Annotated in this window: 25 protein-coding genes and 3 pseudogenes; 8 read left to right on the forward strand and 20 right to left on the reverse strand. The window is 70.7% G+C overall.

Annotation, left to right across the window (positions count from 1 at the left end; translation table 11 throughout):
- Positions 1–109 precede the first annotated feature (109 nt).
- The 7 genes and pseudogenes from Acor_RS33640 (at position 110) to Acor_RS46490 (ending at position 6,106) form a co-directional block, all read left to right on the forward strand.
- Positions 110–1,021: an SIS domain-containing protein gene (locus Acor_RS33640; RefSeq protein WP_218034635.1), complete on the forward strand. Its 912-nt coding sequence runs from the start codon at positions 110–112 to the stop codon at positions 1,019–1,021.
- A gap of 2 nt (positions 1,022–1,023) precedes the next feature.
- Positions 1,024–1,146 carry a hypothetical protein gene (locus Acor_RS45680; RefSeq protein WP_281353289.1) on the forward strand — a complete coding sequence of 41 codons (123 nt, stop codon included), beginning with the start codon at positions 1,024–1,026 and terminating at the stop codon, positions 1,144–1,146.
- Positions 1,143–2,063, forward strand: a complete 921-nt coding sequence (locus Acor_RS33645; RefSeq protein ID WP_155340808.1) for a 1-phosphofructokinase family hexose kinase — start codon at positions 1,143–1,145, stop codon at positions 2,061–2,063. Before Acor_RS45680 ends, Acor_RS33645 begins: the two co-directional genes overlap by 4 nt.
- Entirely contained in the window at positions 2,057–2,872 is an 816-nt protein-coding gene (locus Acor_RS33650; protein ID WP_155340809.1) for a class II fructose-bisphosphate aldolase, read from the forward strand. The genes Acor_RS33645 and Acor_RS33650 overlap by 7 nt, the downstream gene beginning before the upstream one ends.
- 187 nt (positions 2,873–3,059) lie before the next feature.
- Complete coding sequence (locus Acor_RS33655) at positions 3,060–3,503, forward strand: ester cyclase (protein WP_155340810.1); 444 nt, start codon at positions 3,060–3,062, stop codon at positions 3,501–3,503.
- 782 nt (positions 3,504–4,285) lie between these two features.
- Positions 4,286–4,909, forward strand: a pseudogene (locus Acor_RS46485) (glucuronyl esterase domain-containing protein); the annotation flags it as partial.
- Positions 4,910–5,236: 327 nt separating this feature from the next.
- Positions 5,237–6,106 carry a fibronectin type III domain-containing protein gene (locus Acor_RS46490; RefSeq protein ID WP_422664850.1) on the forward strand — a complete coding sequence of 290 codons (870 nt, stop codon included), beginning with the start codon at positions 5,237–5,239 and terminating at the stop codon, positions 6,104–6,106.
- A 51-nt stretch (positions 6,107–6,157) separates the two neighbouring features.
- Here the strand turns inward: Acor_RS46490 and Acor_RS42455 are convergent, their stop codons facing one another.
- From Acor_RS42455 to Acor_RS33760, 20 genes and pseudogenes are all read right to left on the reverse strand, one after another.
- A complete protein-coding gene (locus Acor_RS42455; RefSeq protein ID WP_170317205.1) occupies positions 6,158–6,646 on the reverse strand; it encodes an ABC transporter permease in 489 nt (162 codons plus the stop codon).
- A gap of 227 nt (positions 6,647–6,873) precedes the next feature.
- Positions 6,874–7,403, reverse strand: a pseudogene (locus tag Acor_RS42460) (response regulator transcription factor); the annotation flags it as partial.
- 46 nt (positions 7,404–7,449) lie between these two features.
- A complete protein-coding gene (locus Acor_RS33675; protein ID WP_155340813.1) occupies positions 7,450–8,622 on the reverse strand; it encodes an MFS transporter in 1,173 nt (390 codons plus the stop codon).
- A complete protein-coding gene (locus Acor_RS33680) occupies positions 8,622–9,569 on the reverse strand; it encodes an electron transfer flavoprotein subunit alpha/FixB family protein (protein ID WP_155340814.1) in 948 nt (315 codons plus the stop codon). Before Acor_RS33680 ends, Acor_RS33675 begins: the two co-directional genes overlap by 1 nt.
- 13 nt (positions 9,570–9,582) lie before the next feature.
- On the reverse strand, positions 9,583–10,362 hold the full coding sequence (locus Acor_RS33685; RefSeq protein WP_155340815.1) for an electron transfer flavoprotein subunit beta/FixA family protein: 780 nt from the start codon (positions 10,360–10,362) through the stop codon (positions 9,583–9,585).
- 3 nt (positions 10,363–10,365) lie between these two features.
- On the reverse strand, positions 10,366–11,169 hold the full coding sequence (locus Acor_RS33690) for an enoyl-CoA hydratase/isomerase family protein (protein ID WP_155340816.1): 804 nt from the start codon (positions 11,167–11,169) through the stop codon (positions 10,366–10,368).
- Complete coding sequence (locus tag Acor_RS33695) at positions 11,166–11,930, reverse strand: enoyl-CoA hydratase/isomerase family protein (RefSeq protein ID WP_155340817.1); 765 nt, start codon at positions 11,928–11,930, stop codon at positions 11,166–11,168. The genes Acor_RS33690 and Acor_RS33695 overlap by 4 nt, the downstream gene beginning before the upstream one ends.
- Complete coding sequence (locus Acor_RS33700) at positions 11,927–13,093, reverse strand: acetyl-CoA acetyltransferase (protein ID WP_155340818.1); 1,167 nt, start codon at positions 13,091–13,093, stop codon at positions 11,927–11,929. The genes Acor_RS33695 and Acor_RS33700 overlap by 4 nt, the downstream gene beginning before the upstream one ends.
- On the reverse strand, positions 13,090–13,455 hold the full coding sequence (locus Acor_RS33705) for a Zn-ribbon domain-containing OB-fold protein (protein WP_155340819.1): 366 nt from the start codon (positions 13,453–13,455) through the stop codon (positions 13,090–13,092). The genes Acor_RS33700 and Acor_RS33705 overlap by 4 nt, the downstream gene beginning before the upstream one ends.
- Positions 13,452–13,874, reverse strand: coding sequence for a MaoC/PaaZ C-terminal domain-containing protein (locus Acor_RS33710; protein WP_155340820.1), 423 nt, complete (start codon positions 13,872–13,874; stop codon positions 13,452–13,454). Before Acor_RS33710 ends, Acor_RS33705 begins: the two co-directional genes overlap by 4 nt.
- Positions 13,871–14,299: an FAS1-like dehydratase domain-containing protein gene (locus Acor_RS33715; protein ID WP_218034636.1), complete on the reverse strand. Its 429-nt coding sequence runs from the start codon at positions 14,297–14,299 to the stop codon at positions 13,871–13,873. The genes Acor_RS33710 and Acor_RS33715 overlap by 4 nt, the downstream gene beginning before the upstream one ends.
- Entirely contained in the window at positions 14,292–16,382 is a 2,091-nt protein-coding gene (locus Acor_RS33720) for an acetate--CoA ligase family protein (RefSeq protein ID WP_155340821.1), read from the reverse strand. The genes Acor_RS33715 and Acor_RS33720 overlap by 8 nt, the downstream gene beginning before the upstream one ends.
- A 1-nt stretch (position 16,383) precedes the next feature.
- The gene (locus tag Acor_RS33725) at positions 16,384–17,508 is read right to left on the reverse strand and encodes a CaiB/BaiF CoA transferase family protein (protein WP_155340822.1); all 1,125 of its coding nucleotides are present in this window, start codon (positions 17,506–17,508) and stop codon (positions 16,384–16,386) included.
- A 1-nt stretch (position 17,509) separates the two neighbouring features.
- Complete coding sequence (locus Acor_RS33730; protein ID WP_155340823.1) at positions 17,510–18,256, reverse strand: SDR family NAD(P)-dependent oxidoreductase; 747 nt, start codon at positions 18,254–18,256, stop codon at positions 17,510–17,512.
- A 14-nt stretch (positions 18,257–18,270) separates the two neighbouring features.
- Positions 18,271–19,020, reverse strand: a complete 750-nt coding sequence (locus tag Acor_RS33735) for an ABC transporter ATP-binding protein (protein ID WP_155340824.1) — start codon at positions 19,018–19,020, stop codon at positions 18,271–18,273.
- Positions 19,020–20,843: a branched-chain amino acid ABC transporter ATP-binding protein/permease gene (locus tag Acor_RS33740; RefSeq protein ID WP_218034637.1), complete on the reverse strand. Its 1,824-nt coding sequence runs from the start codon at positions 20,841–20,843 to the stop codon at positions 19,020–19,022. The genes Acor_RS33735 and Acor_RS33740 overlap by 1 nt, the downstream gene beginning before the upstream one ends.
- A 2-nt stretch (positions 20,844–20,845) precedes the next feature.
- Positions 20,846–21,712, reverse strand: coding sequence for a branched-chain amino acid ABC transporter permease (locus Acor_RS33745; RefSeq protein ID WP_155340825.1), 867 nt, complete (start codon positions 21,710–21,712; stop codon positions 20,846–20,848).
- Positions 21,713–21,719: 7 nt separating this feature from the next.
- Positions 21,720–22,943 carry an ABC transporter substrate-binding protein gene (locus tag Acor_RS33750; protein ID WP_155340826.1) on the reverse strand — a complete coding sequence of 408 codons (1,224 nt, stop codon included), beginning with the start codon at positions 22,941–22,943 and terminating at the stop codon, positions 21,720–21,722.
- Positions 22,944–23,057: 114 nt separating this feature from the next.
- The gene (locus Acor_RS33755; protein ID WP_155340827.1) at positions 23,058–24,185 is read right to left on the reverse strand and encodes an acyl-CoA dehydrogenase family protein; all 1,128 of its coding nucleotides are present in this window, start codon (positions 24,183–24,185) and stop codon (positions 23,058–23,060) included.
- Position 24,186: 1 nt separating this feature from the next.
- The gene (locus Acor_RS33760) at positions 24,187–25,236 is read right to left on the reverse strand and encodes an acyl-CoA dehydrogenase family protein (RefSeq protein ID WP_155340828.1); all 1,050 of its coding nucleotides are present in this window, start codon (positions 25,234–25,236) and stop codon (positions 24,187–24,189) included.
- 312 nt (positions 25,237–25,548) lie between these two features.
- On the opposite strand from Acor_RS33760, the pseudogene Acor_RS33765 reads away from it, so the two are divergent.
- Positions 25,549–26,154 (forward strand): annotated as a pseudogene (locus Acor_RS33765) (Fe-S oxidoreductase); the annotation flags it as partial.

A 26,154-nucleotide genomic window follows, 5' to 3' on the forward strand; every position in this document is an offset into this window, starting at 1 on the left:
CGACTATCCCTCGGGTGGCCAGTTCCATGACGGTCGGCGCGAGGATCTCCGTCCCTCGCCGGGGCCCTCGAACTCCCTCACCATCACCGACTCTCCAGGAGACACAGCAGTGACCGCAACGACCGCCCCCGAGTTGGCCCGCCGTACCGAGGCCGAAGTCGAGAGTCAGCCGGAGACCTGGAGTCGTGCCATTGAGCTGGCCGCCCGCGCGGGTGCGCTGCCCGCCGCCGGTGCGAGCGTACTCGGCCTTGGCTGCGGCACCTCCTATTACATCCTGGACAGCTACGCCCGCCGTCGGCAGCAACTCGGCCAGGGCCGTACCCGCGCCGCCATCGCCACCGAACTCGACGCCGTCGACCTGGCCGACCCCGGTGACGCGGTCATCCTGCTGTCGCGCTCGGGCACCACGAGCGACCTGGTGCACGTCGGCCGCGAGCTGTCGAAGCGCACCCGTACGATCGCGATCACCGGCACCCCCGGTTCGCCGATCACCGAGGTCGCGCACGACACCATCGTCATGGACTTCGCCGACGAGCAGTCAGTCGTCCAGACCCGGTACGCCACCTCCGCGCTGACCCTGCTGCGCGCCTCCATCGGCGACGACGTGGCTACCCTGCCCGACCTCGCCCGCGCCGCCTTGGCCGAGCCGCCGGTCGCCAACCCCGCCGACTACAACCACGTCGTCTTTCTCGGCACCGGCTGGACCCTCGGCCTGGCCGACGAGGCCGCGCTCAAGTGCCGCGAAGCGGCCCGGCTGTGGACCGAGTCGTACGCCACCCTGGAGTACCGGCACGGGCCGATCGCATGCGCGTCCGAGAAGACCCTCGTGTGGTCGTTCAGCCCGCTGCCCGCAGACGTCACCGAGGCGATCACCGGCACCGGAGCCACCCTCCGCGTCGCCACCATCGACCCACAGGCCGAACTGACCCTGGTCCACCGCCTGGCCATCGCGTACGCCCGCCACCGCGGCCTGGAATGTGACACCCCCAAGCACCTGTCCCGCTCGGTCATCGTGGGGTAGCCATGCCCTTCACCCAGTACGCCACCGTGCGTCCCGTACCCACGGACTCGTCCAAGGACCTGCTCACGGACGTGTCCACGCGACTGGCCGCCGAGCTCGGTGACGCCCCCGGGGTGCTCGGGTGATCCTCACGGTCACGCTCAATCCCGCTCTCGATGTCACTTATCGGGTGCCGGGTCTGACGCTCGACGCCACCAACCGTGTTGCGGAGGTGTCCGTGCGCGCGGGTGGCAAGGGTTTGAATGTCGCTCGCGTGCTGCACGCGCTTGGGTATGAGGTGATGGCACTGGGCCTGGCGGGCGGTCCTGACGGGGACCGTCTCGTGGCGTCGGCTGGTCTTCCGGCCGCTTTCACTCGCGTGTCCGGTGAGACCCGCAGGACCGTCGCGGTCGTCGCCGATGGTGGCGTGACCATGCTGACTGAGCCTGGCCCGGGGATCACCCCCGCCGAGTGGGCCGCGTTCCAGGCTGACTTCGCGCGCTGGTTGCCGCGCGCCTCGGCCGTTGTTTTATCGGGCAGCTTGCCGCCCGGGCTTCCCGCCGACGCGTACGCCGTGCTCGCCGGGCTGGCCGGTGGTGTGCCCACGATCGTGGACGCCGAGGGCGACGCCCTGGTCAACGCGCTGGCCGCGCGGCCGCACGTGGTCAAGCCCAACGTGGACGAGTTGAGCCGTACGTTCGGTGCCGCCACGTCGGTCCGCGACGGCGCCTTGCGGCTGCGCGAGTTAGGCGCACGTGCCGTCGTCGTCTCCGATGGGCCGCGCGGCCTGCACGCCGACACCCCCGAGGGCCGGTGGCGGGCCGTCCCGCCGTACACCGAAGGCAACCCCACTGGCGCGGGCGACGCGGCTGTGGCGGCGATCGCGATGGGCGTGGTCGGCCGCTGGGACTGGGCCGAGACACTGCGGCACGCCGCCGCCCTGTCGGCAGCGGCCGTGCGCGCGCCGCTGGCGGGGCAGGCCGACCACACCGCCTACCGGGACAATCTCGCGGTCATCGCCGCGGAACCGCTGGAATTCGAGAGAGAGGGCACACAGTGCTGACCCCCACGACTGAGATCATTGCCGCTGCGTACGCCGTCGGTGGGGGCGTGGGTGCGTTCAACGTGATCCAGATTGAGCATGCGCAGGGCATTGTGGCCGGTGCTGAACAGGCCGGGGTGCCGGTGATTTTGCAGGTCAGTGAGAACACCGTGGAATATCACGGTGGGCTGGTGGCTCTCGGTGTTGCCTGTTTGGAGCTTGCGGCGGGTGCGTTGGTGCCGGTTGCGGTGCATCTTGACCATGCGACTCGGGGTGAGCTGGTGGATCAGGCCGTGGCGCTTGGCTTTGGGTCGGTGATGTTTGACGCGTCGGCTTTGCCGTACCAGGAGAATGTGGTCGCGACCGCTGAGGTGGTGCGTCGGGCGGGGGTCTTTGTGGAGGCCGAGTTGGGCGAGGTCGGTGGGAAGGACGGTGTGCATGCTCCCGGTGTGCGGACCGATCCGGTCGAGGCGGCCGCGTACGTCGCCGCCACCGGTGTTGCCGCGCTCGGCGTCGCTGTGGGTACGTCGCACGCGATGCTTACCCGCGACGCCGCGTTGGACTTCGAGCTGATCGCCGCGCTGCGCGAGGCGGTGCCGGTGCCGCTGGTGTTGCACGGCTCCTCTGGCGTCGATGACGAAGGGCTCGCCAAGGCCGTTCGCGGCGGTATGACGAAGATCAACATTGCCACTCAGCTGAACAAGGTGTTCACGGCCGAGGTCCGCCGGGTGCTGGCTGACCAGAAGGTCGTCGACCCGCGCAAATACCTCAAGCCCGCCCGGGACGCCGTCGCCGCGCAGGTCGCCCACCTGCTGCGCATCCTGCGTTAGGGAGCCGGCGCTAGCGAGCTGACCATGAGTTAAGCGCCCTGGGCAGGGGATAGGCGCCCTTGGCTTGACCGGGAAACCAGGGCCTCTTCCCTGGTTCACGTACAACGCAATTGTGACCAGCGACTGGTTTCTCGTTGAGTAGCGTGGAATGGACCTTTATATCCGGATCTGGCCTGGGGGAGGATCCATGTCCGCAGTGTGGGACCTCAAACGCCAGCTGCAAATCGCGACGAACTCGCACGATCTGGAGAGAGTGCTCGACTGCTACAGCGTGGACGCCGTCTACGTCGCGCCCGCCGGCATAGCCGAAGGGCATGAGCAGATCGCCTGGCACTATGAGCAGTACTTCAAAGGATTCCCCGATTTTCACGCGACGGCGTGGCTGGAGCTCGCCGACTGCGATAACCCTGCGATCACTGAATGGACCTACACCGGCACCCATACGGGACCTTTTCTCCTGCCGGACGGGGACGAGATCGAGGGAACAGGCCGCCGCATCACTGTTCGCGCCACCTGCGCCGCCCATGTTGAGAACGGGAAGATCGTCACGCACCGCGAATACTTCGACCAGCTGGAGCTTTACAGCCAACTCGGCTTCGGGCTGGCCCGACTCAACTCGACCATCGTCTAGTCCGTCCTGCTGAGGACCGCGAGACCGGTTTCGTACCCACTCAGCGGTGCGGACATCACTGACGCGTGCCTTCGACCGTGCAGCGACCTATAGCCCGCGCGCGATCAACCGAAATGTCTCCTTCTCACAATCCGTCAGCGCGGCGAGCCGACCGTTCCGACGTTGAACTCGGCGATCGGCACGCGGATGCCGAGAGCCGGGCGAGGGTGTTGAAATATTTCGGCCTATCGGGCCAGGCAGCAGATAACGTGCCTACCATTCAGCTAGTTTCCGAAAATTTCGGTAGTGGTCTTGATGTACTTCCAGCTCAGAGGTATCGCAAGACATCAAATGTCGAAACATTTCGGTCATAGCGTTGACGTGTTTCGAACGGATTCCCAGACTGAGCGCCAACACCCCACCCGGAAGGGAGAGCCCTAGTGATCATTAGCTCAAGCCGCTCCGTGATCCGCAGGAAGGTCGTCGCGCTCGCGGTGGCGGCGACGCTCTCGGTCGCTGGAGTGATAACGATAGCAACCACCGAGGCCGCCGCAGCTGTGGGAATTGAGGACGACGGCGCCGACTGCCCGGTGACCCTGCCCTCCGAGGGATCCTTACCCACCAACACCAGGCTGCCCGATCCTTTCAGGAAACTGGATAACACCCGGATTGCCACCAAGGGCGACTGGCGCTGCCGACGGGAAGAGATCAAGAGGCTGTCGGAGCGCTTCGTCTACGGAGACAAACCCCCGAAGCCGACCACTGTCACCGGTACGGTCACCAACACCAACATCACCGTCAATGTGAACCACAACGGCAGAAGCTCCAGCTTCTCGGCGAGCGTCTCGCTGCCGAGCGGCACCGGACCCTTCCCGGCCGTGGTCGTCTACGGCGGCTTCGGCGCCGACGCGGCCGCCATCCGCGCGGCCGGCGCCGCCGTCATCAACTACGACCCGTACACGGTCGGACGCGAGGGCACGCCGCGCAACAACAAGCAGGGCGCGTTCTACACCATCTACGGCAACACCAGCAGCACCGGCCTGCTCATGGCCTGGGGCTGGGGTGTCAGCCGGATCATCGACGTCATCGAGCAGTCCGGCGGCAACATCCTCAAGGCTGACTCGACCGGCGTCACCGGATGTTCCCGGTTCGGCAAGGGCGCCTTCGTGGCCGGTGTGTTCGACCAGCGGATCGCGTTGACCATGCCGATCGAGTCGGGCACCGCCGGTGTTCCCATCTTCCGCGGCGTCCCCGGGGAAGGCGCGCAGAGCCTGAGCAGCGCCTACGGCGAGCAGCCGTGGTTCGGCGACGCGTTCGGCACCTTCACCGGCAGCCCGAACAGGCTCCCGGTGGACACCCACCAGATGGTGGCCATGGTGGCCCCGCGCGGGCTGTTCATCATGGACAACCCGCACATCGCCAACCTGGGCCCCCGGTCCGCGAGCGTCGCGGCTCTCGGCGGCGCCGAGGTCTACCGGGCGCTGGGCGCGGGCGACAACATCACCTACTGGTCCGACGTCGCGGACGGCACTCACTGCGCCAACCGGCCCGAGTGGCGGACCCCGCTCCAGCAGAACATCCAGAAGTTCCTGCTGCGTACGGGCAACGCGGCCGGCGCGATCAGGATCTCCTCCCGGGCGCAGGGCAACCTGGCCGACTGGCGGGACTGGACGACCCCGACCCTCACCGACTCCAGCCCGTCCCCGACCGACACCACCCCGCCGAGCACCCCGGGCGCCCCGGCCGCGTCCAACGTGACCGCCACCAGCGCCACGCTGACCTGGACCGCGTCCACCGACACCGGCGGCTCCGGCCTGACCGGCTACAACGTGTACCGCGAGCAGGGCTCCACCGACCCGCAGCTCGGTTCGCCGACGACCAACTCGTTCACCGTCACCGGACTGACCGCGAGCACCCAGTACCAGGTGTACGTCCGAGCCAGGGACGGCGCCGGCAACCTGTCCGGCAACTCCGCTCTGGTGACCTTCACCACCGCGGCCGGCACCGGCGACACCATCCCGCCGACGGCTCCGGGCAGCCTCGCGGCCTCGGGAACCACGCAAACCGGGACCACGCTGGCCTGGACCGCCTCAACTGACGCTGTCGGCGTCACCGGCTACGACGTCCTGCGCGCGCCCGGCGCGACCGGAGGCACCTTCACCCAGGTCGGCACCTCGACCACGACCTCGTTCGCCGACACCGGCCTGACCGCGAACACGACCTACCGCTACCAGGTCAGGGCACGGGACGCCGCGGGCAACCTGTCGCCGGTCTCGAACACCGTCCAGATCACCACCCAGCCGGGCGCGTCCACCGGAACCTGCACGGCCGTCGCGACCGTACAGACCCAGTGGGCCACCGGGTATGTGATTCAGCCTCTGACCATCACCAACACCAGCATTTCGACGATCACCGGCTGGACGGTCACGTTGACGCTGCCGGCCGGGCACACGCTGACCGGCTCGTGGAACGGCACCGTCACCGTCAGCGGGCAGACCGTGACGATCAGGAATGTCGGTCACAACGGAACTCTCGCTCCCGGAGCCAGCACGGGCAGCGCCGGCTTCCAGGTGAGCCGCCCGAACGGTAACACCGCTCTTCCGTCCGGATACACCTGCGCCTGACGGACATAGACCCACCCACACCGGTTCGCGCCGGTGTGGGTGGGTTTCTTTTCAGGCGGTGGCGAGGGCTTCGGTTGGGGTGAGGCGGGCGGCGCGGCGGGCGGGGTAGAGGCCCGCGACGGCGCCGATGGCGATGGCGGCCAGGGTGCCGCCGGTGATGGCCTCCACGGGCAGCGCCAGTGGCCAGCCCTGATATCCGGCGTAGCCGAGGCAGATGGCCAGCCCGATGACGACGCCGGCCACCCCGCCGAGCGCGGAGAGGGTGATCGATTCGGTGAGGAACTGCAGTCGGATCTGGCCGCGGGTCGCGCCCAGTGAACGGCGCAGGCCGATCTCCTGGCGGCGTTCCAGCACCGAGATGACCATGATGTTGGCGATGCCGACCCCGCCGGCCAGCAGCGCCACCGCGCCCAAACCGAAGAACAGCGCGTTGAACGCGCGATTGGCGGCGGCCTCGGCGGTCAGCACGTCGGACGGGCGGCTGACCTTCACCTCTTCGGGGTGTTCGGGGCTGACGGTGTGGGTCAGCCGGCCTCGCACCGATTCGACGGTCTCGTCGGTGGAGCGCTCGTACAGGGTGGTGGCGTAGCCGTCGAAGCCCACTTGGGCGCGTACGGCCAGCCGATCAGCGCGGATCGGTCGATCCCGGGGGCGAGTTTGATGGTGTCGAGGATCCCGATCACCAGGAACCACCGGCCGGAGATGTAGACGTGTTCGCCGGCGCGGTCGACGCACAGCCAGGTCGCCGCGGCCGAGCCGAGGACCACGGCCCGTTCCAGGAGTTCCTCAGTACTGACGACCTGGCCCCGCGTCTGCATCAGCACCTCCAGCACCGTACTCCTTACGGGACAATGGCAGGTAGCGGCCATCGCGGTGATCCTGCCGCCGCGCGGTATCCAGCGTGATATCACCCCATTCCAGGACAGGAGGCAGCGGCGGCCCGACCCGCCGGGCGAGCGCACGAATCCGCGCCACCAACTCGTCGAACGCGAAAGGCTTGGCCAGGTAGTCGCTGCCCCCAGATTCAGCCCGGTGATCCGCTCATGCACCGCGCCGGAGGCGGTCAGCATCAGGATGCGTACCGGCTGCCCGCGCCGCATCAACTCCCGCAGACCTCGTCCCCGTGCACCTGAGGCAGATCCCGATCCAGCACCAGCACGTCGTAGTCGTTGACCACGAGCCGCTCCAGCGCGGCGGCCCCGTCATAGGCGACATCCACCGCCATCGCCTGCTCACGCAACCCCTCGGCCACCAGGTCGGCCAGCACACGCTCATCTTCGGCCACCAGTATCCGCACGCCGCCATTACCGCAGATCCGCGATAAGACGATGGTTAACGAACTGCTAGCGCGACGGCATCGCCACGGCCATCACGAGCGCGCACAGCACCACGGCGGCGGTGGCGGCGAAAGCCGTCTCGTACGAGAAGGAGGCCGCCAGCTGCCCGGCGACCAGCGGGCCGACGGTCATGCCGAGATCGGCGGTCATCTGGTAGCCCGCCACCACGGTGCCGCCGCGGCCCCTGGCGACGTCGCCCACGGTGGCCGCGCCGCCGGTGGTGCAGAAGGCGGTGCCGAGGCCCATCAGGGCGAAGGCCGTCAGGTAGCCCGGCAGCGTCTGCCAGGTGATGACCAGGATGAGGCTGCCGAGCACCAGGCTCAGGCCGGCCACGAGTGACGGGCGGCGGCCCCACAGGTCGGCCGACCGGCCGGCGAGGGGCAACGCGACCGCCTGCAGGATGGCGCCCAGCGCCAGGCCGACGCCGACCCAGGTCACGTTCGTCGTGATCACGGCCAGCAGGAACAGCGGCAGCACGGAGACCCGGACCCCGAACACCGCCCAGCCGAGGCTGAAGTTGGTGGTCAGCGCGGCGCGATAGGACTGCTGCCGCAGCGCGCCGAACACCGACAGGGGGTCTTCTGCGGAGGCCGCCGGTGTCGCGGGGCTGTTGACCAGGGCGGCGCGGGCCAGCGCGACGGTGGCGATCGTGCCCGCGATCGCGACCGCGACGCCGTACACGAAGAAGGGCAGCCGGGGGGAGATGCCGAGCAGGCCCCCGCCCAGCACGGGGCCGGTCACGGTGCCGAGGTAGTAGCCGCCCTGGAAGTAGCCGGTCGCCCGGCCCCGGTGCGACTCGGGGGTCACCCGGAGCAGCAGGTTCATCGCCGACACCGTGTACAGCGCGGAACCGACGCCGCAGGCCCCCCGGAAGATCAGCAGCTGCGGGTAGTTGCTGGACAGGCCCGCGAGGATGCTGGTCGCCGCGAGCAGCGCCATGCCGGCGGCGAGCACCCCGCGTTCCCCGAAGCGGTTGACCAGCCGGCCGCCGGGCAGGCCGGTGGCCAGGCGCATGAACGCGAACGCCGACACGACCGCGCCGATCGCCGCGCTGCCCACGCCGAACTCGCCGGCGAAGACCGGGATCGCCGGTGACTGGATGCCGAAACCCACCGCGACGGTGAACGCGACGATCGTCAGGATCCTGACCTCGCGCGGCAGTTCGCGGAAACCTCCCACTAGGCCCGCCGCCTGGCTATCTCGTCCAGGAGCCGCGGCACCACCTGGAACAGGTCGCCCACGACGCCGTAGTCGGCCAGGTCGAAGATGGGCGCCTCGCCGTCCTTGTTGATCGCCACGATCGTCTTGCTGGTCTGCATTCCGGCGCGATGCTGGATGGCGCCGGAGATGCCGACGGCGAGGTAGAGCTGGGGTGAGACGGCGACTCCGGTCTGGCCCACCTGGTGGGTGTGCGGATACCAGCCCGCGTCGACGGCCGCCCGGGACGCGCCGACCGCGCCGCCGAGGGCGTCCGCGAGGTTCTCGATCAGGGCGAAGTTCTCGGGTCCCGCCAGGCCGCGCCCGCCGGACACCACGATGTCGGCCTCGGTCAGGCCCGGCCGGCCGGTGCTCTCCCGGACCGAGCGGGAGACGACCCTGGTCCGCAGGGACGCCTCGTCCGGCACCAGGCGCGCGCGGGTGACGGCCGGCTCGACCGGGGCCGGCGTGGGCACGACGGCGTTGGGTTTGACCGCGATGATCGGCACCCCGCGCGCCACCCTGGCGGTGACGGTGAAGCCGGCCGCGAAGGCCCACTGCGTGACGACGGGACCGTCAGGGCCCGGCTGGACGTCCACGGCGTCGGTGAGCACGCCGCCGCCCAGCCGGACGGCCAGACGTGCGGCGATCTCCCGGCCGTGGGGGGTGGCCTCGGTGAGGACGGCGTCCGGCGGCGTGTCGGCGGCCAGCTCGGCGAGGGCCTGCACCCAGCCGATCGGGTGCGCACCGATGTCCTCAGATTCGATCACGTGCACCCGTTCCGCGCCGTACTGGCCGAGTGCCTCCGGTGCTGACCCCGAGCAGACGGCTATCGGCGTGCCGAGGCGGCGGGCCAGCGTGAGCAGTTCCAGGCTCGGCTTGCCGACCTGTCCCTCGATGTGCCCGACGAGCACGAATATCCCTGCCACAACGATCCCTCTCTCAGATGAACTTCTTCGTGGCCAGGAATTCGGCGAGGTGCCACGCCCCTTCGCCGTCGTCCTGGACGGCGGTTCCGGCGGCCCGGGGCGGACGGGCGGTGATCTCGTCGACCACCGTGCGGGCGGCGCCCGCCCCGACCTGGTCGGCGGGCACGCCGAGGTCCGCGAGGGTCCAGGTCTGCAGCGACTTCTTCTTCGCCGCCATGATCCCTTTGAAGGACGGATACCGCGGGTCGCCGATGCGGTCGGTGACCGACACCAGCGCGGGCAGCTCCGCCGCCAGCTCTTCGGTCGCCTGTACGGCTTCGCGCCGCACGCGCACGGTTCCCGCGTCCACGCTCACCTCGGTGGCGAAGGTGAGCTGCGGCAGCTCCAGGTGCTCGGCGAGCATCGCCGGGACCAGGGCGGTGCCGCCGTCCGTGGAGGCCATCGCGCACAGCACGAGATCGGGGGTCAGCCGGCGCAGCGCCGCGGCGAGCACCAGCGCGGTGGCCGAGGCGTCGGAACCGGCGAGCGCGTCGTCGCTGACGTGCACCGCCGCGTGCCCGCCCATCGCGAGCGCCCGGCGCAGCGCCTCCGCCGCCTGCGGCGGACCGACGGTCAGGTGGGTCACGTGGGTGTCCGGTGCCGCGTCCACGACCCGGAGCGCCTGTTCGACGGCGTATTCGTCGAGCTCGGAGAGGCGGCCGGGAACGTTCTCGCGGTCCACGGTGTGGCCGGCGGTGAAGCGGGGCTGCGAGGCCGGGTCGGGGACGTACTTGACGCAGACGACGATCTTCATGGGTCACCGCCCCCGGAAGACGGGCTTGCGCTTGGCCACGAACGCGGCGGCCGCCTCCTTGTGGTCGTCGCTGACGAAGGTGGCGCCCTCCAGGACGAGACCGAGGTCGAGCACCAGGTTCATCCGCTCCCGCACGATCTTGTTGACGGTCGCCTTGGTGCCCTGCACGGCGAGGGGCGCCGCGTCGGCCAGCCGGCGCGCGACGGCGGTCGCCTCGGCGAGCAGCTGGTCGGCGGGGACCGCCCGCAAGGCCAGCCCCAGCCGGGCCGCCTCGGTCCCGCTGAGCCGGTCGCCGGTCATCAGGTAGTAGCGGGCCGCCCCGATCGGCATCGCCAGCGGCCAGGCCACCGCTCCGCCGTCGCCCGCGACCAGCCCGATCGCGACGTGGGTGTCGGCGAACTGGGCGTCCTCCGCGGCGACCACCACATCGCAGAACAGGGCGATCGTGGCGCCCAGCCCCATCGCGTATCCCTGGACGGCGGCCACGATCGGCTGCGGCACGGACAGGATGGACTCCAGGATGTCGCGGCCGTGCAGCAGCTGGTAGACCTGCTGGGCCGCGCTCGGCCCGACCTCGTCGGCGGCGCGCCCGGCCATGTCCTTGACGTCGCCGCCGGCGCAGAACGCGCGCCCCTCGCCGCGCAGCAGCACCGCACGCACCGACGGATCCGCCGCGACCTCGGCCAGCGCCCTCAGCAGGTCCGTTTCCAGGCCGCCGCCGATGGCGTTCAGCCGGTCGGGCCGGTTCAGCGCGATGGTGGCCAGCCCGTCGTCCACGGTCAGCAGCAGGGTCGTGTAGTCACTCATGTGTTCTCCTCGGTACCGGAAAGGCGGCGGACTGTGGCGGCGCGGGCCTCCTGCCGTCCGGGCGCCGCGACGGCCAGCGCCTGGAGTCGGGCCTCCTCGTCCAGCAGTTCGGCCAGCCCGTGGTTGAGGCCGTAGTCGAGCAGCCGCTTGGTGAGCCCCACGGCGAGGCCCGGCGTCCCGGCCAGCTGGTGGGCCAGCCGGGTGGCGTGCGGCATGAGGTCGGCGGCGGGCACCACTTCGGAGACGAGTCCCCAGTCGAGCGCCTGCGCCGCGGTGAGCGGCCGGCCGGTGGCCAGCCACTCGTAGGCGCGGGCGTAGCCGAGCAGGCGCGGCAGGAAGTACGCGCCGCCGGCGTCGGGCACCAGCCCGACCGCCGTGAAGGCCGGGACGAACTTGGCCGTGTCGGCGGCGATCCGCAGGTCGGCGGCGGCGGCCAGGGACAGCCCGGCGCCGGCGGCCGGGCCGTTCACCGCCGCGATCACGGGTTTCTCCAGGGCGGCCAGGGCGAGCACGTGCGGGTGGTAGGTGTGCCGGAGCCCGCTCCTGCCCGGTGCGGAACTGGCCGCGCGCAGGTCGGCGCCGGCGCAGAATCCCCGCCCGTTGCCGGTGACGACGACCGCCCGGACCTGCGGGTCGGCGGCCTCCTGCCAGGCGTCGGCCAGCGCGTACAGGGTGTCGGTGTCCAGGGCGTTGAGCTTGTCGGGGCGGTTGAGGGTCACGATCAGCACCGCGCCGTCCCGCTCGGTCAGCACGGTGTTCACAGGCTCGCCTCCGACCCGAGGATCGCGGTCACCTGGCTGGAGAGCTGGCCGCCGTTGCCGTGGGCGAGGGCGACCGTCACCCCGGGCTGCTGCCGTTCGCCCGCCTCGCCGCGGATCTGGCGGGTCGCCTCGATGAGGGTGAAGATGCCGTACATGCCGGGATGGCAGTAGGACAGCCCGCCGCCGTTGGTGTTGACGGGCAGCACCCCGCCGGGGGCGATTCGCCCGCCGGACACGAAGTCGCCGCCTTCGCCCTTCGCGCAGAAGCCCAGGTCTTCCAGGAACAGGATGGTGTTGATGGTGAAGGCGTCGTAGAGCTCCACGACGTCGACGTCCGCCGGGCCGAGTTTCGCCATCGCGTACGCGCGAGCCGAGGACTCGGTCGCGGCGGTGACGGTGAGGTCGGGCATCTGCGCGATCGTGCGATGCCAGTGCGCCTCGCCCGCGCCGAGCAGGTACACCGGGGGGCGGGGGAGATCCCTGGCCCGGTCGGCCCTGGTCACCACCACCGCGCCGCCGCCGTCGGTGACCAGGCAGCAGTCCAGCGCCGACAGCGGGCTGGAGATGACGCGGCTGGCGAGCACGTCCTCGATCGTGAGCGGATCGCGGGCGAACGCCTTCGGGTTGAGCATCGCCCACCGGCGGGCGGCGACCGCCACCTCGGCGAGCTGGGTGCGGGTGGTGCCGTACTGGTACATGTGGCGGGCCGCCGCCAGCGCGTACCCGGTGACGGGCATGCGCGGCCGGTAGGCGGCCTCGTAGGAGGGCAGCTCGGGCGGGCCGGTGGGCAGCCTGCCACGCCCGCTGTCCGAGCGGGCCGTGCTTCCGTAGGCGATCAGGGCGACGTCGCACGCGCCCGCCGCGACGGCCAGCGCCGCGTGGTGCAGGTGCGAGACGAACGAGCTGCCGCCCACCATCGTGCCGTCGGTGTACCGGGGGCGGACGCCCAGGTATTCGGCCACGTCGAGCGGTGCCATGCCGCGCCCCGCGATGGCGCAGAACAGCCCGTCCACGTCCCGGGTGGTCAGCCCCGCCTCGGCCAGGGCGGCCACGCTCGCCTGCGCGGCGAGCTCGATGGCGTATCTGTCCTGACCGACCTCGCCGAGGTCGGATTCGGCGACTCCCACGATCGCCGCGGCGCCCCGCAGATCGGGCCCGCTCATGACCTGTCCGCGAGGAACTCGACCCGGGCCTGGTCGACCTGGTCGACCTGGTCGACCTGGGCCCGCACCCGCATCCCGATCCGGACGTCCCCTGCGGGCATCCCCACGACTGTGCTCATCATGCGGAACCCTTCGTCGAGGTCGATCAGGGCCACCGAATACGGCCGGCCGTCGCGCGGGGACAGCACACTGACCGAGTAGACGGTCCCCAACCCCGCGCTTTGTCCCCAGGTCAGCCGCGTGGATCCGCATGCGGGACACAGCACCCGGGGCTGGAACACCGCCGCCCGGCAGTCGTCGCACCGCTGGAAGGCCACCTCGCCCGCGGCGAGCCGATCGGTGTACTCGCGATGCGGGGTCATGACGCACCTCCCCCGGAAACGGGGTAGACCGCCGTCGCGTCGCCGCGCAGGACCAGCCTGGGTTCCCGTCCTTCGGCTTCGCTGTGCACCAGGAGTCCCACCTCGACCTCGCCGGGCGCGCTGCGCAGCACCTCGCCGCTGAGCACGAGCGTGTCTCCCGGCCAGACCTGATCCACGTAGCGCACGGTGAAACGGCGCAGGTTGCGGCGGCCGAGCCAGGACGCGGCGAACCCGCCGAGAATGCCGGCCGTGAGCAGCCCGTGCCCGAATACCGAGGGGTAACCGGCGGCGACGGCGAAGGTCTCGTCGTGGTGGATCGGATTGAAGTCGCCGCCGGCCCCCGCGTACCTGACGAAATCGGTACGCGTCAGCGGCCCGACCCTGCGCACGGGGGCGGGCGGCGGCGCGCTCTCGCTCATCGTTCCCCCAGTTCGATCACTGTGCTCCGGAGTCGCAACACCGTCTCCTCACGCTGATTGACGAATTCGTGCTCGGTGACGACCAGCGTCATCGGGCCCCTGCTCCCGGTCTTCTCCGACACCTCGGCGATGTGCGCCCGCACGGTCAGCACGTCGCCGGCGACGATCTCCCCCAGGTACTCCCACTCGGCGCCGCCCGCCAGGACCCTGCGCAGGTCCAGTCCGAGCACGTCGGCGCGCTCGCGCGGCAGCCAGTGGGAGGTCACGGCGGAGAACGTCGGCGGTGCGGGCAGCCGCCCCGCCTCGTCCGCGTACACCGGGTCGTCGTCCTTGACGGCGAGTGCGAATTCGCGCACCTTGCCGTGCTCCACCCGGACCGTGTAGTGCGGGTAGGTGTGCCCGACCAGCCCGCTGCGGTCAGTCACGCCGCACCACGATCAGCGCGTCGGCCGCCAGCACCGCGCCGTCGGCGACGCGCAGCGGGTTCACGTCGACCTCGGTCACCTCGTCCAGCTCCAGCGCCAGCTCGCCGAGGGCGACCATCACCTGGGCCGCGGCCTCGCATTCGGCCTCGGACAGGCCGCGCCGCCCCGAGACCAGCCGCCCGCCGAGCAGCCCGCCCAGCGCCGCCACGGCGTCGGCCACGTCGAACGGCGGGCGGAGCAGCGCGGCCTCGCTGAGCACCTCCACCAGCACCCCGCCGAGTCCGATCGCGACCATCGGCCCGAAGACCGGGTCACGCTGGACGCCGCAGGTCAGTTCCAGCCGGGCGGGCGCCATCTGCTGGACCAGCACCCCCTCGATCACCGCGTCCGGCGCGCGCACCGCGACCTCGGCGAGCATGTCCGCGTACGCCTCCCGGACCGCGTCGGGGCCGCGAAGGCCGAGCCGGATCGCGCCCGCGTCGGACTTGTGCGGGAGCTGGTAGGACATCACCTTGAGCGCCACGGGACCGCCGACGCGCTGGGCCGCCTCGGCCGCGCCGTCCGCGTCGGTCACCAGTTCCTCGCGGGTGACGGGCACGCCGTACCGGGCGAGGATGTCCTTGCCGGTCGACTCCAGCAGTGTGCTCTGATCGCCGGGGATCAGCTCGCGCACGGCCCGCGCCCGGTCCGCGTCAGGGGTGAACCGCGCGGAGCCGGCCGGGCGCCGGTCGGAGTGCCGGACCAGCGCGGCCAGCGCGGTCATCGCCCGGCGCGGATCGGTGTAGGTGGGCACGCCGGCCTGCTGGAACTGGTCGCTCCACGCGGTGGACAGGATCGCGACCGGCTTGTCGGTGCTCTGGTACATCTCCACGATCGCGTCGTTGGCCGGGCCAGGCCGTGCCCAGGTGACCGCGGCCAGCAGGTCGGCGGACGGGCTGGCGGCGACCGAGAAGAGCACCTTGCGGTACGCGTCGGGCATCGCGGTGGTCTGCGCGGTCGTGTCCACCGGGTTGGCGGCGCTGCCGTAGAACGGCACCGGCATGTCGGAGACGAGCCGCCGCTGCTCCTCCTCGGGGAGCACCGGCACCGACAGCCCGCTCTGCCCCGCCTCGTCGGCGAGCAGCACCCCGGCGCCGCCGGAGGCGGTCATCACGATCACCCGGTTCCCGCGGGCGCGGCGGCCGTCCTGGAAGATGGTGCCCAGGTCGAGCAGTTCCTCCATGGTGGAGGCGACGAAGACGCCGTACTGGTGGCAGATCGCGTCCAGGACCTGGGCCGAGCCGACGATGGAGGCGGTGTGGCTCATCGCCGCCCGCGCGGCCTCCTCGGACCGGCCGGCCTTCAACAGGATCAGCGGCTTGTCCAGTTCGGCGGCGCGGCGTGCCGTGTCGATGAAGACCTCGGGGTCGCGCAGCGTCTCGACGAACGACAGGAGCACTCCCACCTCGGGCCGCTCCACCAGGTGGCGCAGCACGCCCGCCACGTTCACGTCGGCCTCGTTGCCGGTGGAGACGAACCAGCCCAGTCGCAGCCCGGCCAGCACCGCCTTGTTGGTGATGTACGAGCCGAAGCCGCCGCTCTGGGAGACCAGCGCGACCGGCCCCGGCTGGGGCAGCGGCTCGTCCACGGTGACCATGAAGTTGGCCATCACGCCGTCGTGGGCGTTCATGTATCCGATGCAGTTGGGGCCGATGACGCGGATGCCGGTCTCCAGCGACACCTGGGTGAGGCGGTCCTGCAGGGCGCGTCCCTCCGGCCCGGCCTCGGCGAACCCGGAGGTGATGACGGTCGCGCCGCCGATGCCCTTGGCGGCGCACTCCGCGACCACGTCGACCACGGCCGCGGCGGGCACCGCGATCACCGCCAGGTCCACCGGTTCTGGCAGGTCGCCGACGGTGCGGAAGGCCGGACGGCCCTGGACGATCTCGTCCCTGGGGTGGATCGGGTGGACGTCGCCGGGGAAGGCGCGGGCCAGGTTGGCGAAGACGGTCCCGCCGATGCGGGTCGGGCTGTTGGACGCGCCCACCATCGCGATCGAGCGGGGCGAGAGAAGCCGGTCGAGGGGCGGCCGGGATGCGGTCATGTCAGTTGCCTCCTCTGGACGCGGCCGGCGCGTCCAGTTCTTGCAGGATCGAAGCGGTGTGCTGGCCCAGGAGCGGCGGCGGGCCGGGGTCGTGCGCGGGGTAGGCGCTCAGGCGCAGCGGCTGGCGCACGTAACGCCGCGGTTCGGGCCCGGAGAGCGTCCGGACCACGTCCCGCGCCGTGACGTGCGGATCGTCGAGTGCCTCGCCGAGCCGGTGGACCGGGCCCGCGGGCACTCCGGCGCGGTCGAATCTCTCCTGCCAGTCGGCGCGCGTGCGGGTGGCCAGCACCCGGGCCAGCTCGCCGACCAGCAGGTCGCTCTCGGCCAGGCGTTCGGCCTGGTCCAGGCGCTCGTAGCCGGCCAGCCCGGTCGCCCGGCACAGCAGGTCCCAGAAGTGGTCCTCGAAGCCGATGCCCAGCGCGATCAGCAGGCCGTCCGCGCAGCGGTAGAGCCCGTACCCGGGTTCGCGGCCCGGCGCGGGGGCGGGCGACGCGGTGAGCACCGGCTCGAACCGGAGCGTCTGCGCGGCCAGCAAAGCCTCGTGGGTGGACATGTCGACGTGGGTGCCGTGCCCGGTGGCGGTCCTGCCGATCAGGCCGGTCAGCGCGCCCAGCGCCGCGTAGAGGGTTCCGATGATGGCTCCGGCCTCCAGGTCGGGCGGCGGGAAGGCGGTCCCCCGCTGGTCGCAGAGCCCGGCCACCAGCCCGGCCGCCGCCTGGTACATCAGGTCGTGGCCGGCCCTGTCACGGTAAGGACCGTCCTGCCCGAACCCGGAGACGGACACGTAGACCAGCCCGGGGTTGCCGGCGCTCAACTCGGCGTACCCGAGGCCGTACCGGGCCATCGTGCCCGGCCGGTACGCCTCGAACAGCACGTCCGCGGTGCGGACGAGTCGCCGCGCCGCCTCCTGATCGGCCGGCTGCTTGAGATCCAGCGTCACCGAGCGCTTGCCCCGGTTGAGCGCGGTGAACAGAGCGCCCTGGGCCCGGGCGGGATCGCCGGTCCCCGGCCGCTCGACCGTGATCACGTCCGCGCCGAGATCGGCGAGCAGCATGGTCGCGTACGGCCCCTGGTAGAGCTGGGCGAAAGTCACCACTCGAATGCCGTCGAGCGGACGAGACGCCATGTCAGCGCACCATCATTCCGCCGCCGTCCACCGAGATCACCTGACCGGTGACGTAGCTGGAGGCGTCCGAGGCGAGATACACGTAGGTCGGCGCGATCTCCTCAGGCTCCGCGTGCCGGCGCAGCGGCAGGCGCTTGACGGCGTCGGCGAAGCGCGGGTCGGTGCGCACCTTCAGCGTCATCTCGGTCGCCGCCGCCGGCGCCACCGCGTTGACCAGGATGTTGTAGCGGCCGAGCTCGCGGGCCGCGCTGCGGACCATGCCGAGCATCCCGGACTTGGCCGCCGCGTAGTTGATCTGCCCGATTGATCCGTTCTGCGCCGTCGAGGAGGAGCTGAAGATGATCCGCCCGCTCTCCTGCGCGATCATGTCGTGCACCACGGCCTGCAGCCAGTAGAACGACCCGGACAGGTGCACCGCCAGGACCCGGTCCCACTCCTCGTCTGTCATCTTGTGCAGCATCGCCGGGCGGGTGATGCCCGCGTTGTTCACCAGCACGTCGATCGGCCCGTACGCCTCCTTGACCAGCCCGGCCGCCTGGTTCACCGCCACCCGGCTGGACACGTCGCAGGTCACCGCGAGCGCTTCCCCGCCCGCGTCGCGGATCGCGGCGGCCACCTCGTCGGCGCCCTCCTTCTGCACGTCCACGACGGCCACCCGTGCGCCCTCCCGGGCGTAGGTCTCGGCGATCGCGCGGCCGATGCCCTGCGCCGCCCCGGTGACCACGGCCACCTTGTCCTTCAACAGCATCTCTATGGTTCCTTTCACCGATTGCCCGTGTTCATCTGCTCGCCCGTCCGGCCCAGGTAGACCTCGCGGATCAGCGCGCCGTCGTCGAACTCGGCCTTGGGTCCGGCGGCGATGATCCGCCCGTTCTCCATCACCGCGACGTCGTCGGCGATCGCCAGCGCGTGCTCCACCCGCTGCTCGACCAGCAGGATGGACAGCCCTTCCTCGCGCAGCGCGGCCACCATCCCGAGAACCTCGTTGACGATGGACGGCGCGAGACCCGCGGAGGGCTCGTCCAGCATCAGCAGCTTGGGGCCCGGCATCAGGGCCTGGCCGATCGCGAGCATCTGCTGCTGCCCGCCCGACAGGCTGCCCGCCGGGATCCTGCGCCGCTCCCGCAACATCGGGAACCGCTCGTACGCCTGTTCCAGCGCCTCGCGCCTGGCCGTGGCGCGCAGCCCCCGGCCCGGGATCGTGTAACCGCCGAGCAGCAGGTTCTCCTCGACCGACCGGCCGCGGAAGACCCGCTTGTTCTCCTGGACCAGGGCCAGCCCGGCCCGGATCCGCCGGTGCGCGCGGGTCCCGCTGAGGTCCTGCCCGGCCAGTTCGACCGTGCCCTCGCTGACCGTGGGCAGCAGCCCGGCGATCGCGCTGAGCAGCGAGGTCTTCCCCGCGCCGTTCCGGCCGAGCACCACAGTGATCTTCCCGGCGCCCACCCGCGCGTCCACGCCCCACAACACGCGCAGATCTCCGTACCCGCCGGTTATCCCGGTGACCGTCAGCATCACTGCGCTCCCTTCGTGGTGGCGGTCTCGGCCTGCTCGTCCGTCGCGCCGGTGTACTCCGCGAGCACCCGGCGGTCGGACTGGATCTCCGCAGGGGTGCCGGAGGCGATGAGCTGTCCCTGGCTGAGCACGTGGATGCGGTCGGCCAGCTTGAGCACCAGCGGGAAGTTGTGCTCGACCAGGATCACGGTGCCGCCGGCCCGGCGGATCGCGCCGATCACCCGTTCCAGCACCACCAGGTCGCTCTCGTCGAGCCCGGAGCCCACCTCGTCGAACAGGAAGACCCGGGGCCCGGACGCGAGCGCCCGCGCCGCCTCGACCAGCCGGCGCGTGCCCAGCGCGAGCGAGTCGACCTGCTGGTCGGCCAGGTCCTCGATGCCCAGCCAGCGCAGCAGCCGCAACGACTCCGCGGTGTCGGCCGCGTACCCGCGCCGGAACGCGGGCAGCCGCAGCACCGCCGCCGCGATGCCCACGCGGTGGCTGGTGTACCTGCCGGTGGCGACGAACGCCAGCGTGGTCATGTCCTTGGGGATCAGCGGGGTCTGGAAGGTGCGGGTGACGCCCAGCCGCGCGATCCGGTAGGGCGCGCGCCCGGCGATCTCGTCGTCGTCGAGCAGCAGCGAGCCGCCCGACGGCTTGTAGAAGCCGCAGATCAGGTTGAGCAGCGTGGTCTTGCCCGACCCGTTGGGGCCGATCAGCGCCGTCACCTCACCGGGTTTGGCCTCGATCGACACCTCCCGCAGCGCCGCGTTCCCGCCGAAGGACTTGCTCAGCCCCTCGGTGCGCAGCACCGCGCCGTCCAACCGGTCAAGCTCGGCTTCCGGTTCGACCGGTACGGCCAGCGCGGCCGACACCGGCCGGGCCGGCAGCAGGCCCCTGCGGCGGGCCGCGGCCAGCGCGTCATGGGCGAGACCGGCCAGCCCCCGGTTGAAGAGCACACCGGCCACCAGCAGGAACGTTCCGTAGATGACCAGCTGCCAGTCCTGGAACTGGGTGAACGTCTGCTGGCCGATCTGCAGCACCGCCGCGCCGGCGATGGCGCCGTACACGGAGGTCGCGCCGCCCACCACCGAGGCGGCCAGCACGCTGAGCGCCAGGGCGAAGGTGAACGTCTCCGGCGCGATGAACCCGTCGATCATCGAGAACAGCGCCCCGGCGAGGGCCGCCGGGATCGCGCCGATCACGTACGCCAGCAGCTTCAGCCGATACACCGACACCCCGAGCGTGGAGGCCAGGATCGGGCTCTGCCGCAGGACGAGGAACACGTCGCCGTGCCGGGACCGCAGCAGGTTGCGGGCGATCGCGAACCACACGGCGGTGACGGCGAGGATGAACACGTACAACCGGGTGCCGGTGATCTCCATCCCGAACAGCGTCGGGACCGCCGCCGCCAGGCCGAGCGTGCCGCCGGTGAAATCGTGCAGGATGTCGATCGTGTTCGGCACCAGGATGACCAGGAAGAACGTCACCATCGCCAGCGACCAGCCGCCCAGCCGGAGCCCGGGTATCCCCGTCACCAGCCCGACCAGGACCGCCGCGAGGGTGGCGGCCCCCAGCGCCAGCAGCACATTGGTGGCGCCGAACTGGACCCCGAGGTAGCCGGCCACGTACGCGCCGACCGCGTACAGGGCGACCTGCCCCATGGCCAGCTCTCCCGCGTAGCCGAGGACCACGTTCAGGCCGCTGACCAGCAGGCTCAGGATCGCGATCAGCATGACCGTGCGCGACCAGTAGGCGTTGATCAGGCCGAGCCCCGGCGCGGCCATCAGCAGCGCCACAGCCAGCAGGGGGCTGAGCGGACGGAACCGGGCGAGAAGGGTCATGGTCACACCCGCCGTTCGAGCGCGGTGCCGAACAGGCCGCGCGGTCGCAGGAACAGGATCAGCAGGAACACGGCGAACACCACCAGCTGCGGGTACGCCTCACCGACGTAGCGCGCGGCGAACGCGTAGATGAGCCCGGTGGCGAACCCGCCGATCAGCCCGCCGAGCTGGCTGCCCGCGCCGCCGATCGCGATCGCCACGAAACCGAACAGCGCCAGCGCGTGCCCCAGGTTGAACACCGCGTAGGTGCGCGCCCCGACCAGCAGCCCGAACGCCCCGGCGATCAGACCGGCCAGGACGAAGGCCCCGACACCCAGCAGCCGGACGTTGATGCCGCGCGCCGAGGCGGCATCACGGTCCTCCGCCGAGGCGAGCGAGGCCAGGCCGATCAGCGAGTGGCGCGACCACAGGTGCAGCCCGACGCCGACCAGCAGGGTGAGCCCGATCAGCACCAGGTCGACCGGCCGGACCGTTCCGCCGAGCAGTTCCAGCGGACGGTCCGGCAGGCCGGACGGCACGGTGAGGGGCTGGCGGCCCCAGAGGGCCGCCGCCAGTCCGTCCAGGATCGTCGCCGCGCCGACCGTGGTGATCAGGGCCCCGTGCGCGTCCGACCGGCCGAGGAGCGGCCGGATCGCGGTCCGCTCCTCCAGCAGCGCGAGCGCCCCCACGCCGGCCGCGGCCAGCAGCACGGCGGGCACGACCGGCAGGCCGAGCGTGACCGCGCCGGTGTACGCCAGGAACGTTCCGATCATCAGCAGCTGCGCGTGGGCGAAGTTGAACGTGCCGGAGGCGAGGAGCACCACGTTGTACCCGATGGCGACCAGAGAGTAGATGGCGCCCGTCGCCAGCCCGGCCCATACCGTCGTCATCGTCGTCTCACGCCTTGCCGGAGGTGTAGAAGCCCTCGGTGCTGTAACCGCCGGGCCCGACGTACTGGAAGGTGGATTCGCTGGTGGTCGGGAAGTGGTTGGTCGCGGAGTAGGAGAAGGACACCAGGTCGCCCTTGGGTCCCGCGTAGAACCACGGCGGCGTGCCGGTCGGCTTGGCCAGGCTCTCCATCGCCGCCTTGACCTTGTCGGGGTCGGTGGACTTGGCCTGCTGGGCCGCGTACGAGGCCAGCGCGAGCGAGTCGTGCCCGGTGGCGTAGAGGCCCCAGCCGGTGGTGGTGATCTCCTTGCCGGCCGGGCCCGCCTTGACCTTCGCGATGAAGGCGTCCAGGCCGGGGTGGCGTTCGCTGGTGGCCAGGGTCACCGTGGAGATGACCACGTTGACGTTCTGGAGCTCGTCCTCCCTGAGGTTCTTCAGGTACGGGTAGCCCGAGGAGAGCTGGTCGCAGTAGGTCGGGATGTCCCAGCCGATCTGGGCCCGGCTGCGCATCGCGTACAGGGCGGCGGTTCCGTACCCGTTGAGCACCAGGGCGTCCGGGCTCTCCGCCTTGAGCTGGTTGAGCTGGGAGGTCATGTCCAGCGCGGTGGACTCGAACCGCGCCTCGACGAAGGTCATGCCGGCGGCCTCGACCGCGGCCTTGTAGATCGCCGCCGAGCTCTGGCCGGTCGCGTCGTTGGCGTACAGCATGCCGATCTTCTGGTAGCCCTTCTCCTGGGCGATCTTGATCAGCGCGGGTGCGTAGTCCTTGCCGGGCGAGGAGATGCCGAAGTGGTAGGGGAACTTGGCGGGGTCGTTCAGCAGCCCGCTCACCGTGCCGCCGACGGAGATGATCTTCTGCCGGGTCAGAATCGGCAGGAGGGACAGTGAGACCGCGCTGGAACTGCCCGGGTAGACGAGGTCGGGCTTGGTTCCCTTCGCCAGCCGCTGCTGGAGCAGGCTCACCGCCTTGGTCGGATCGTTCTGGTCGTTGGCGGTCTCGACCACGATCTTCTTGCCGTCGATGCCGCCCTTGGCGTTGAGCTCCTCGGCGGCGAGTTTGATGCCCGCGTCGATGCTCGCGTTGTTGGCCGAGACGGCGCCGGAGTAGTCGCCGGTGAAGTAGACGATGTAGGTGTCGCCGCCGGAGGCGGAGTCCTCGGCGTCGCCGCAGGCGGCGAGGGGGAGGACCAGAAGGGCGCTGATCATGGCGAAGCGGATGGGACGTGAACTCATTACAGCCTCCTCAGCCGGGGGGTGCCCGTCGACTGAATGTTGTTCAGGAGGTGGAGGGGCGGTAAGGACCGCGGAGACGGACGTCAGGTCAGGTGACGGCGTCAGGAACCCGTGCTAGCGCGGCAGGTCGAGCATGCGCGCGATGATGTTCTTCTGGATCTGGGCGGACCCGCCGTACACGCTGACCGGGCGGGAGGTGAAGTAGGAGCTGAGCCAGCCCTCGGCGGAGCCGGTCAGCTCGTCGGCGCCGAGGATGTCCATGGCCAGGTGCTGGAGGGACTGTTCCGCGTCGGCCCAGAGCAGCTTGGCCACCGAACCTTCAGGACCGGGCGGCCGCCCGGAGACCCGGGACGACAGCTGCTCCATGCAGTTGAGGCGCAGCACCTCACCCTGCACGTAGGCGCGGGCCAGTTTCTTGCGCCATTCCGGCTGCTCAAGCAGCCCGCGTTCGGCCGCGAGATGTTCCACCTTGCGGAGAGTGCGGCGGTACGCCGCGATGAAGCCGATATCCGCGGGCCCGCGCTCGTAGGAAACCGTGGTCATGGCGATGCGCCAGCCTTCGCCGGGCGCGCCCAGCCGCTGATGCACCGGAATCCGCACGTCGTCCCAGAAGACCTCGGCGGTCTCCGCCTCCCCGCTGGCGATCACGATGGGGCGCACCGTGACCCCCGGCTCCTTGACCGAGACCAGGAAGGCTGAGATTCCCTTGTGCTTGGGGACGTCGGGGTCGGTGCGGGCCAGCAGCAGGCACCAGTCGGCGTACTGGCCGCCGCTGGTCCACATCTTCTGGCCGTTCACCACGTAGTGGTCCCCGTCGAGCCGCGCCGACGTGCGCAGCGAGGCCAGGTCGGAACCCGCCTCCGGCTCGCTGAAACCCTGACACCACTGCGTGTCGCCGGAGAGCAGCGGAGGCAGGAAGCGCTGCTTCTGCTCCTCGGAGGCGTAGGTGAAGATCGCTCTACCGATGTAGCCGACCGAGGGCAGCGGCGGAGCGTTCAGGTTGCCCGACTCTTCGTTGAGTATCGCGTCGTAGACCGGGCTGAGCCCGCGCCCGCCGTACTCCACCGGCCAGCTCAGGCCGACGTATCCGGCCTGGTAGAGCGTTCGGTGCCAGCCCTTGCGGAGCGCGACCGCCTCCTGCTCGTCCTCGATCTTGTCCCAGCCGGCCGGTATGTGGTCGGCCAGCCACTGGCGCAGGTCCGCGCGGAACCCCGCCTCCTCAGGGGTGTCGCGGTAGTCCATGTCACTCTCCCGTCAGTCGAACGTCGGCGATCCGGAGCAACAGGGCGTTCTCGTCGCCGAAGACCAGGCTGTCCATCAGCGCGCGGCGGGTGTGCACGTGGGCGATGTGCTCGTAGGTCTGGCCGATGCCGCCGAACACCTGCATGACCGTCTCCGTCACATCCCGCGCGACCGCCGCGCATTGCGCCTTCGCCGTCCACCCGGCCAGCAGCGCGTCCGCCGGGTCGAGCGCGTCTACCGCCCACGCGGCGTAGCTGGTGGCGCTCGCCGCCGCCTCCGCGGCTACGTACGCCTCGGCGCACATGTGCTGGATCGCCTGGAAGGAGCCGATGAGGACGCCGTACTGCACGCGTTCCTTGGCGTACGCGATGGCCTTGGCCAGCGCGGAGCGCATGACGCCCACGACGTCGGCGCAGACCGCGGCGAGCGCGAGGGCCTCCCAGCGGAGCAGGTCCTCGGGTGTCAGCGGGCGGCCCACGGTGGTCAGGCGCGCCGGGTCGATCGGGCCGTCGGAGCGGAGCAGTCGCCGGGTGAGGTCGGCGCTCACCGCCGGGACGAACCCGTCGGCCAGCGACACCCGGACGACCCGGGGGCCCTCCGGGGAGTCGGTGAGGGCCAGCGCCTCCTCGGCTCCGTCGACGTCCCAGCCGTACACCATGCCGTCCGCAGGGAACCTGGCCAGCCCGGATAGGTCACGATTTAGTAGGACACCGGCGCGTGCGGTTCCTTCGGCCAGTCTGGCGGCGTCGTCGTCGGCGCCGGCCAGGCACAGCAACTCCGTGGCGAGAATGGCGGAGCCGAGATAGGGGACGGGCACGAGGCCGGCGCCCATTGCCTCGGCCACGACCGCGACCTCGACGCCGGACCCGACCGGGCTTCCGTCCTCGTCCCGCGTCCGCAGCGCCAGCAGGCCCGACTGGGCCAGCGACTGCCAGGTCGCGGCCCAGTTTCGGCTGGTCAGGTCGCTGGGATTCGCCAGACCCGCCGAGCCGGCGATCTCACCGGCCACCTCTTTGAGCATCTGCTGCTCATCAGTGAGCAACGTGAGCACAACGGCACCTCCTGTGCCTCTAAGAGCCTAGAACGAGATTCTGTAACTGAATCCCATTCAGCGCACATTAAACATGTCGGTGCGATGTGCGTCAATGGACACAGCATCGTCACATTGGCGCAACGGGGCGACAGTCTTCGGCCCGCTCTGTTGACCATCGTTCCAGCAGCGTGTTTAGCTGAAATCGGCCCAAATGGGCCCATCTGTGCTGGCCTGCCGCGCCCACCGTCGATCATCGTCCGCACAGTGAATGCCGTTCAGATTGTGGGAGGGTCCGTGCTCTGGGTAACGTTGGTCGCACTCGTTGCGACCGTGGCGGTCGTTGCCCTGGCGGGCCGCCGTGCGTTGTTCCTCTACCGGCTGGCCACCGTCGGCCAGCCCGCCCCCGAGCGGATCGTGTACGCCAGGGAGCACGTGCGCGCCGAGCTCAAAGCCCAGCTTGTGGAGGTCCTGGGACAGCGGAAGCTGCTGAAGTGGACGCCCTCCGGGGTCGCGCACACCTTCGTGATGTGGGCCTTCTTCATCCTGGCCACCGTCTACCTGGAGGCTTACGGGGTTCTCATCCAGGGGGCGATCACTGGTGAGCTCGATTTCCGCATCCCGGTCGTCGGGACGTGGCCGGTTCTCGGGTTCCTGCAGGACTTCATCGCGGTTGCGGCGCTGGTCGGTCTGATCGCGTTCGCGGTGATCCGCGTCAGGAACTCGCCGAAGAAGCTGGGCCGCGACTCCCGGTTCTCCGGTTCGCACCTGGGCGGTGCCTGGCTGATCCTGTTCATGATCTTCAACGTGATCTGGACGATGTTCCTGTTCCGCGGGGCGGCGGTCAACACCGGGAACTTCCCCTACACCTCAGGCGCCTTCGCCTCCGAACTGGTGGCCCGGGTGCTCCCGACGAGCGAGGCACTGGAGTCCGCCGGG

Source organism: Acrocarpospora corrugata (genome assembly GCF_009687845.1).
In the GTDB taxonomy this organism is placed as follows: domain Bacteria; phylum Actinomycetota; class Actinomycetes; order Streptosporangiales; family Streptosporangiaceae; genus Acrocarpospora; species Acrocarpospora corrugata.

Coding starts and splice junctions, on each gene's coding strand:
- Acor_RS45680 (WP_281353289.1), top strand. CDS start 1,024: ATGCCCTTCACCCAGTACGCCACCGTGCGTCCCGTACCCACGGACTCG.
- Acor_RS33655 (WP_155340810.1), top strand. CDS start 3,060: ATGTCCGCAGTGTGGGACCTCAAACGCCAGCTGCAAATCGCGACGAAC.
- Acor_RS33685 (WP_155340815.1), bottom strand. CDS start 10,362: ATGAAGATCGTCGTCTGCGTCAAGTACGTCCCCGACCCGGCCTCGCAG.
- Acor_RS33690 (WP_155340816.1), bottom strand. CDS start 11,169: ATGAGTGACTACACGACCCTGCTGCTGACCGTGGACGACGGGCTGGCC.
- Acor_RS33700 (WP_155340818.1), bottom strand. CDS start 13,093: ATGAGCGGGCCCGATCTGCGGGGCGCCGCGGCGATCGTGGGAGTCGCC.
- Acor_RS33705 (WP_155340819.1), bottom strand. CDS start 13,455: ATGACCCCGCATCGCGAGTACACCGATCGGCTCGCCGCGGGCGAGGTG.
- Acor_RS33710 (WP_155340820.1), bottom strand. CDS start 13,874: ATGAGCGAGAGCGCGCCGCCGCCCGCCCCCGTGCGCAGGGTCGGGCCG.
- Acor_RS33720 (WP_155340821.1), bottom strand. CDS start 16,382: ATGACCGCATCCCGGCCGCCCCTCGACCGGCTTCTCTCGCCCCGCTCG.
- Acor_RS33725 (WP_155340822.1), bottom strand. CDS start 17,508: ATGGCGTCTCGTCCGCTCGACGGCATTCGAGTGGTGACTTTCGCCCAG.
- Acor_RS33730 (WP_155340823.1), bottom strand. CDS start 18,256: ATGCTGTTGAAGGACAAGGTGGCCGTGGTCACCGGGGCGGCGCAGGGC.
- Acor_RS33735 (WP_155340824.1), bottom strand. CDS start 19,020: ATGCTGACGGTCACCGGGATAACCGGCGGGTACGGAGATCTGCGCGTG.
- Acor_RS33740 (WP_218034637.1), bottom strand. CDS start 20,843: ATGACCCTTCTCGCCCGGTTCCGTCCGCTCAGCCCCCTGCTGGCTGTG.
- Acor_RS33745 (WP_155340825.1), bottom strand. CDS start 21,712: ATGACGACGGTATGGGCCGGGCTGGCGACGGGCGCCATCTACTCTCTG.
- Acor_RS33750 (WP_155340826.1), bottom strand. CDS start 22,943: ATGAGTTCACGTCCCATCCGCTTCGCCATGATCAGCGCCCTTCTGGTC.
- Acor_RS33755 (WP_155340827.1), bottom strand. CDS start 24,185: ATGGACTACCGCGACACCCCTGAGGAGGCGGGGTTCCGCGCGGACCTG.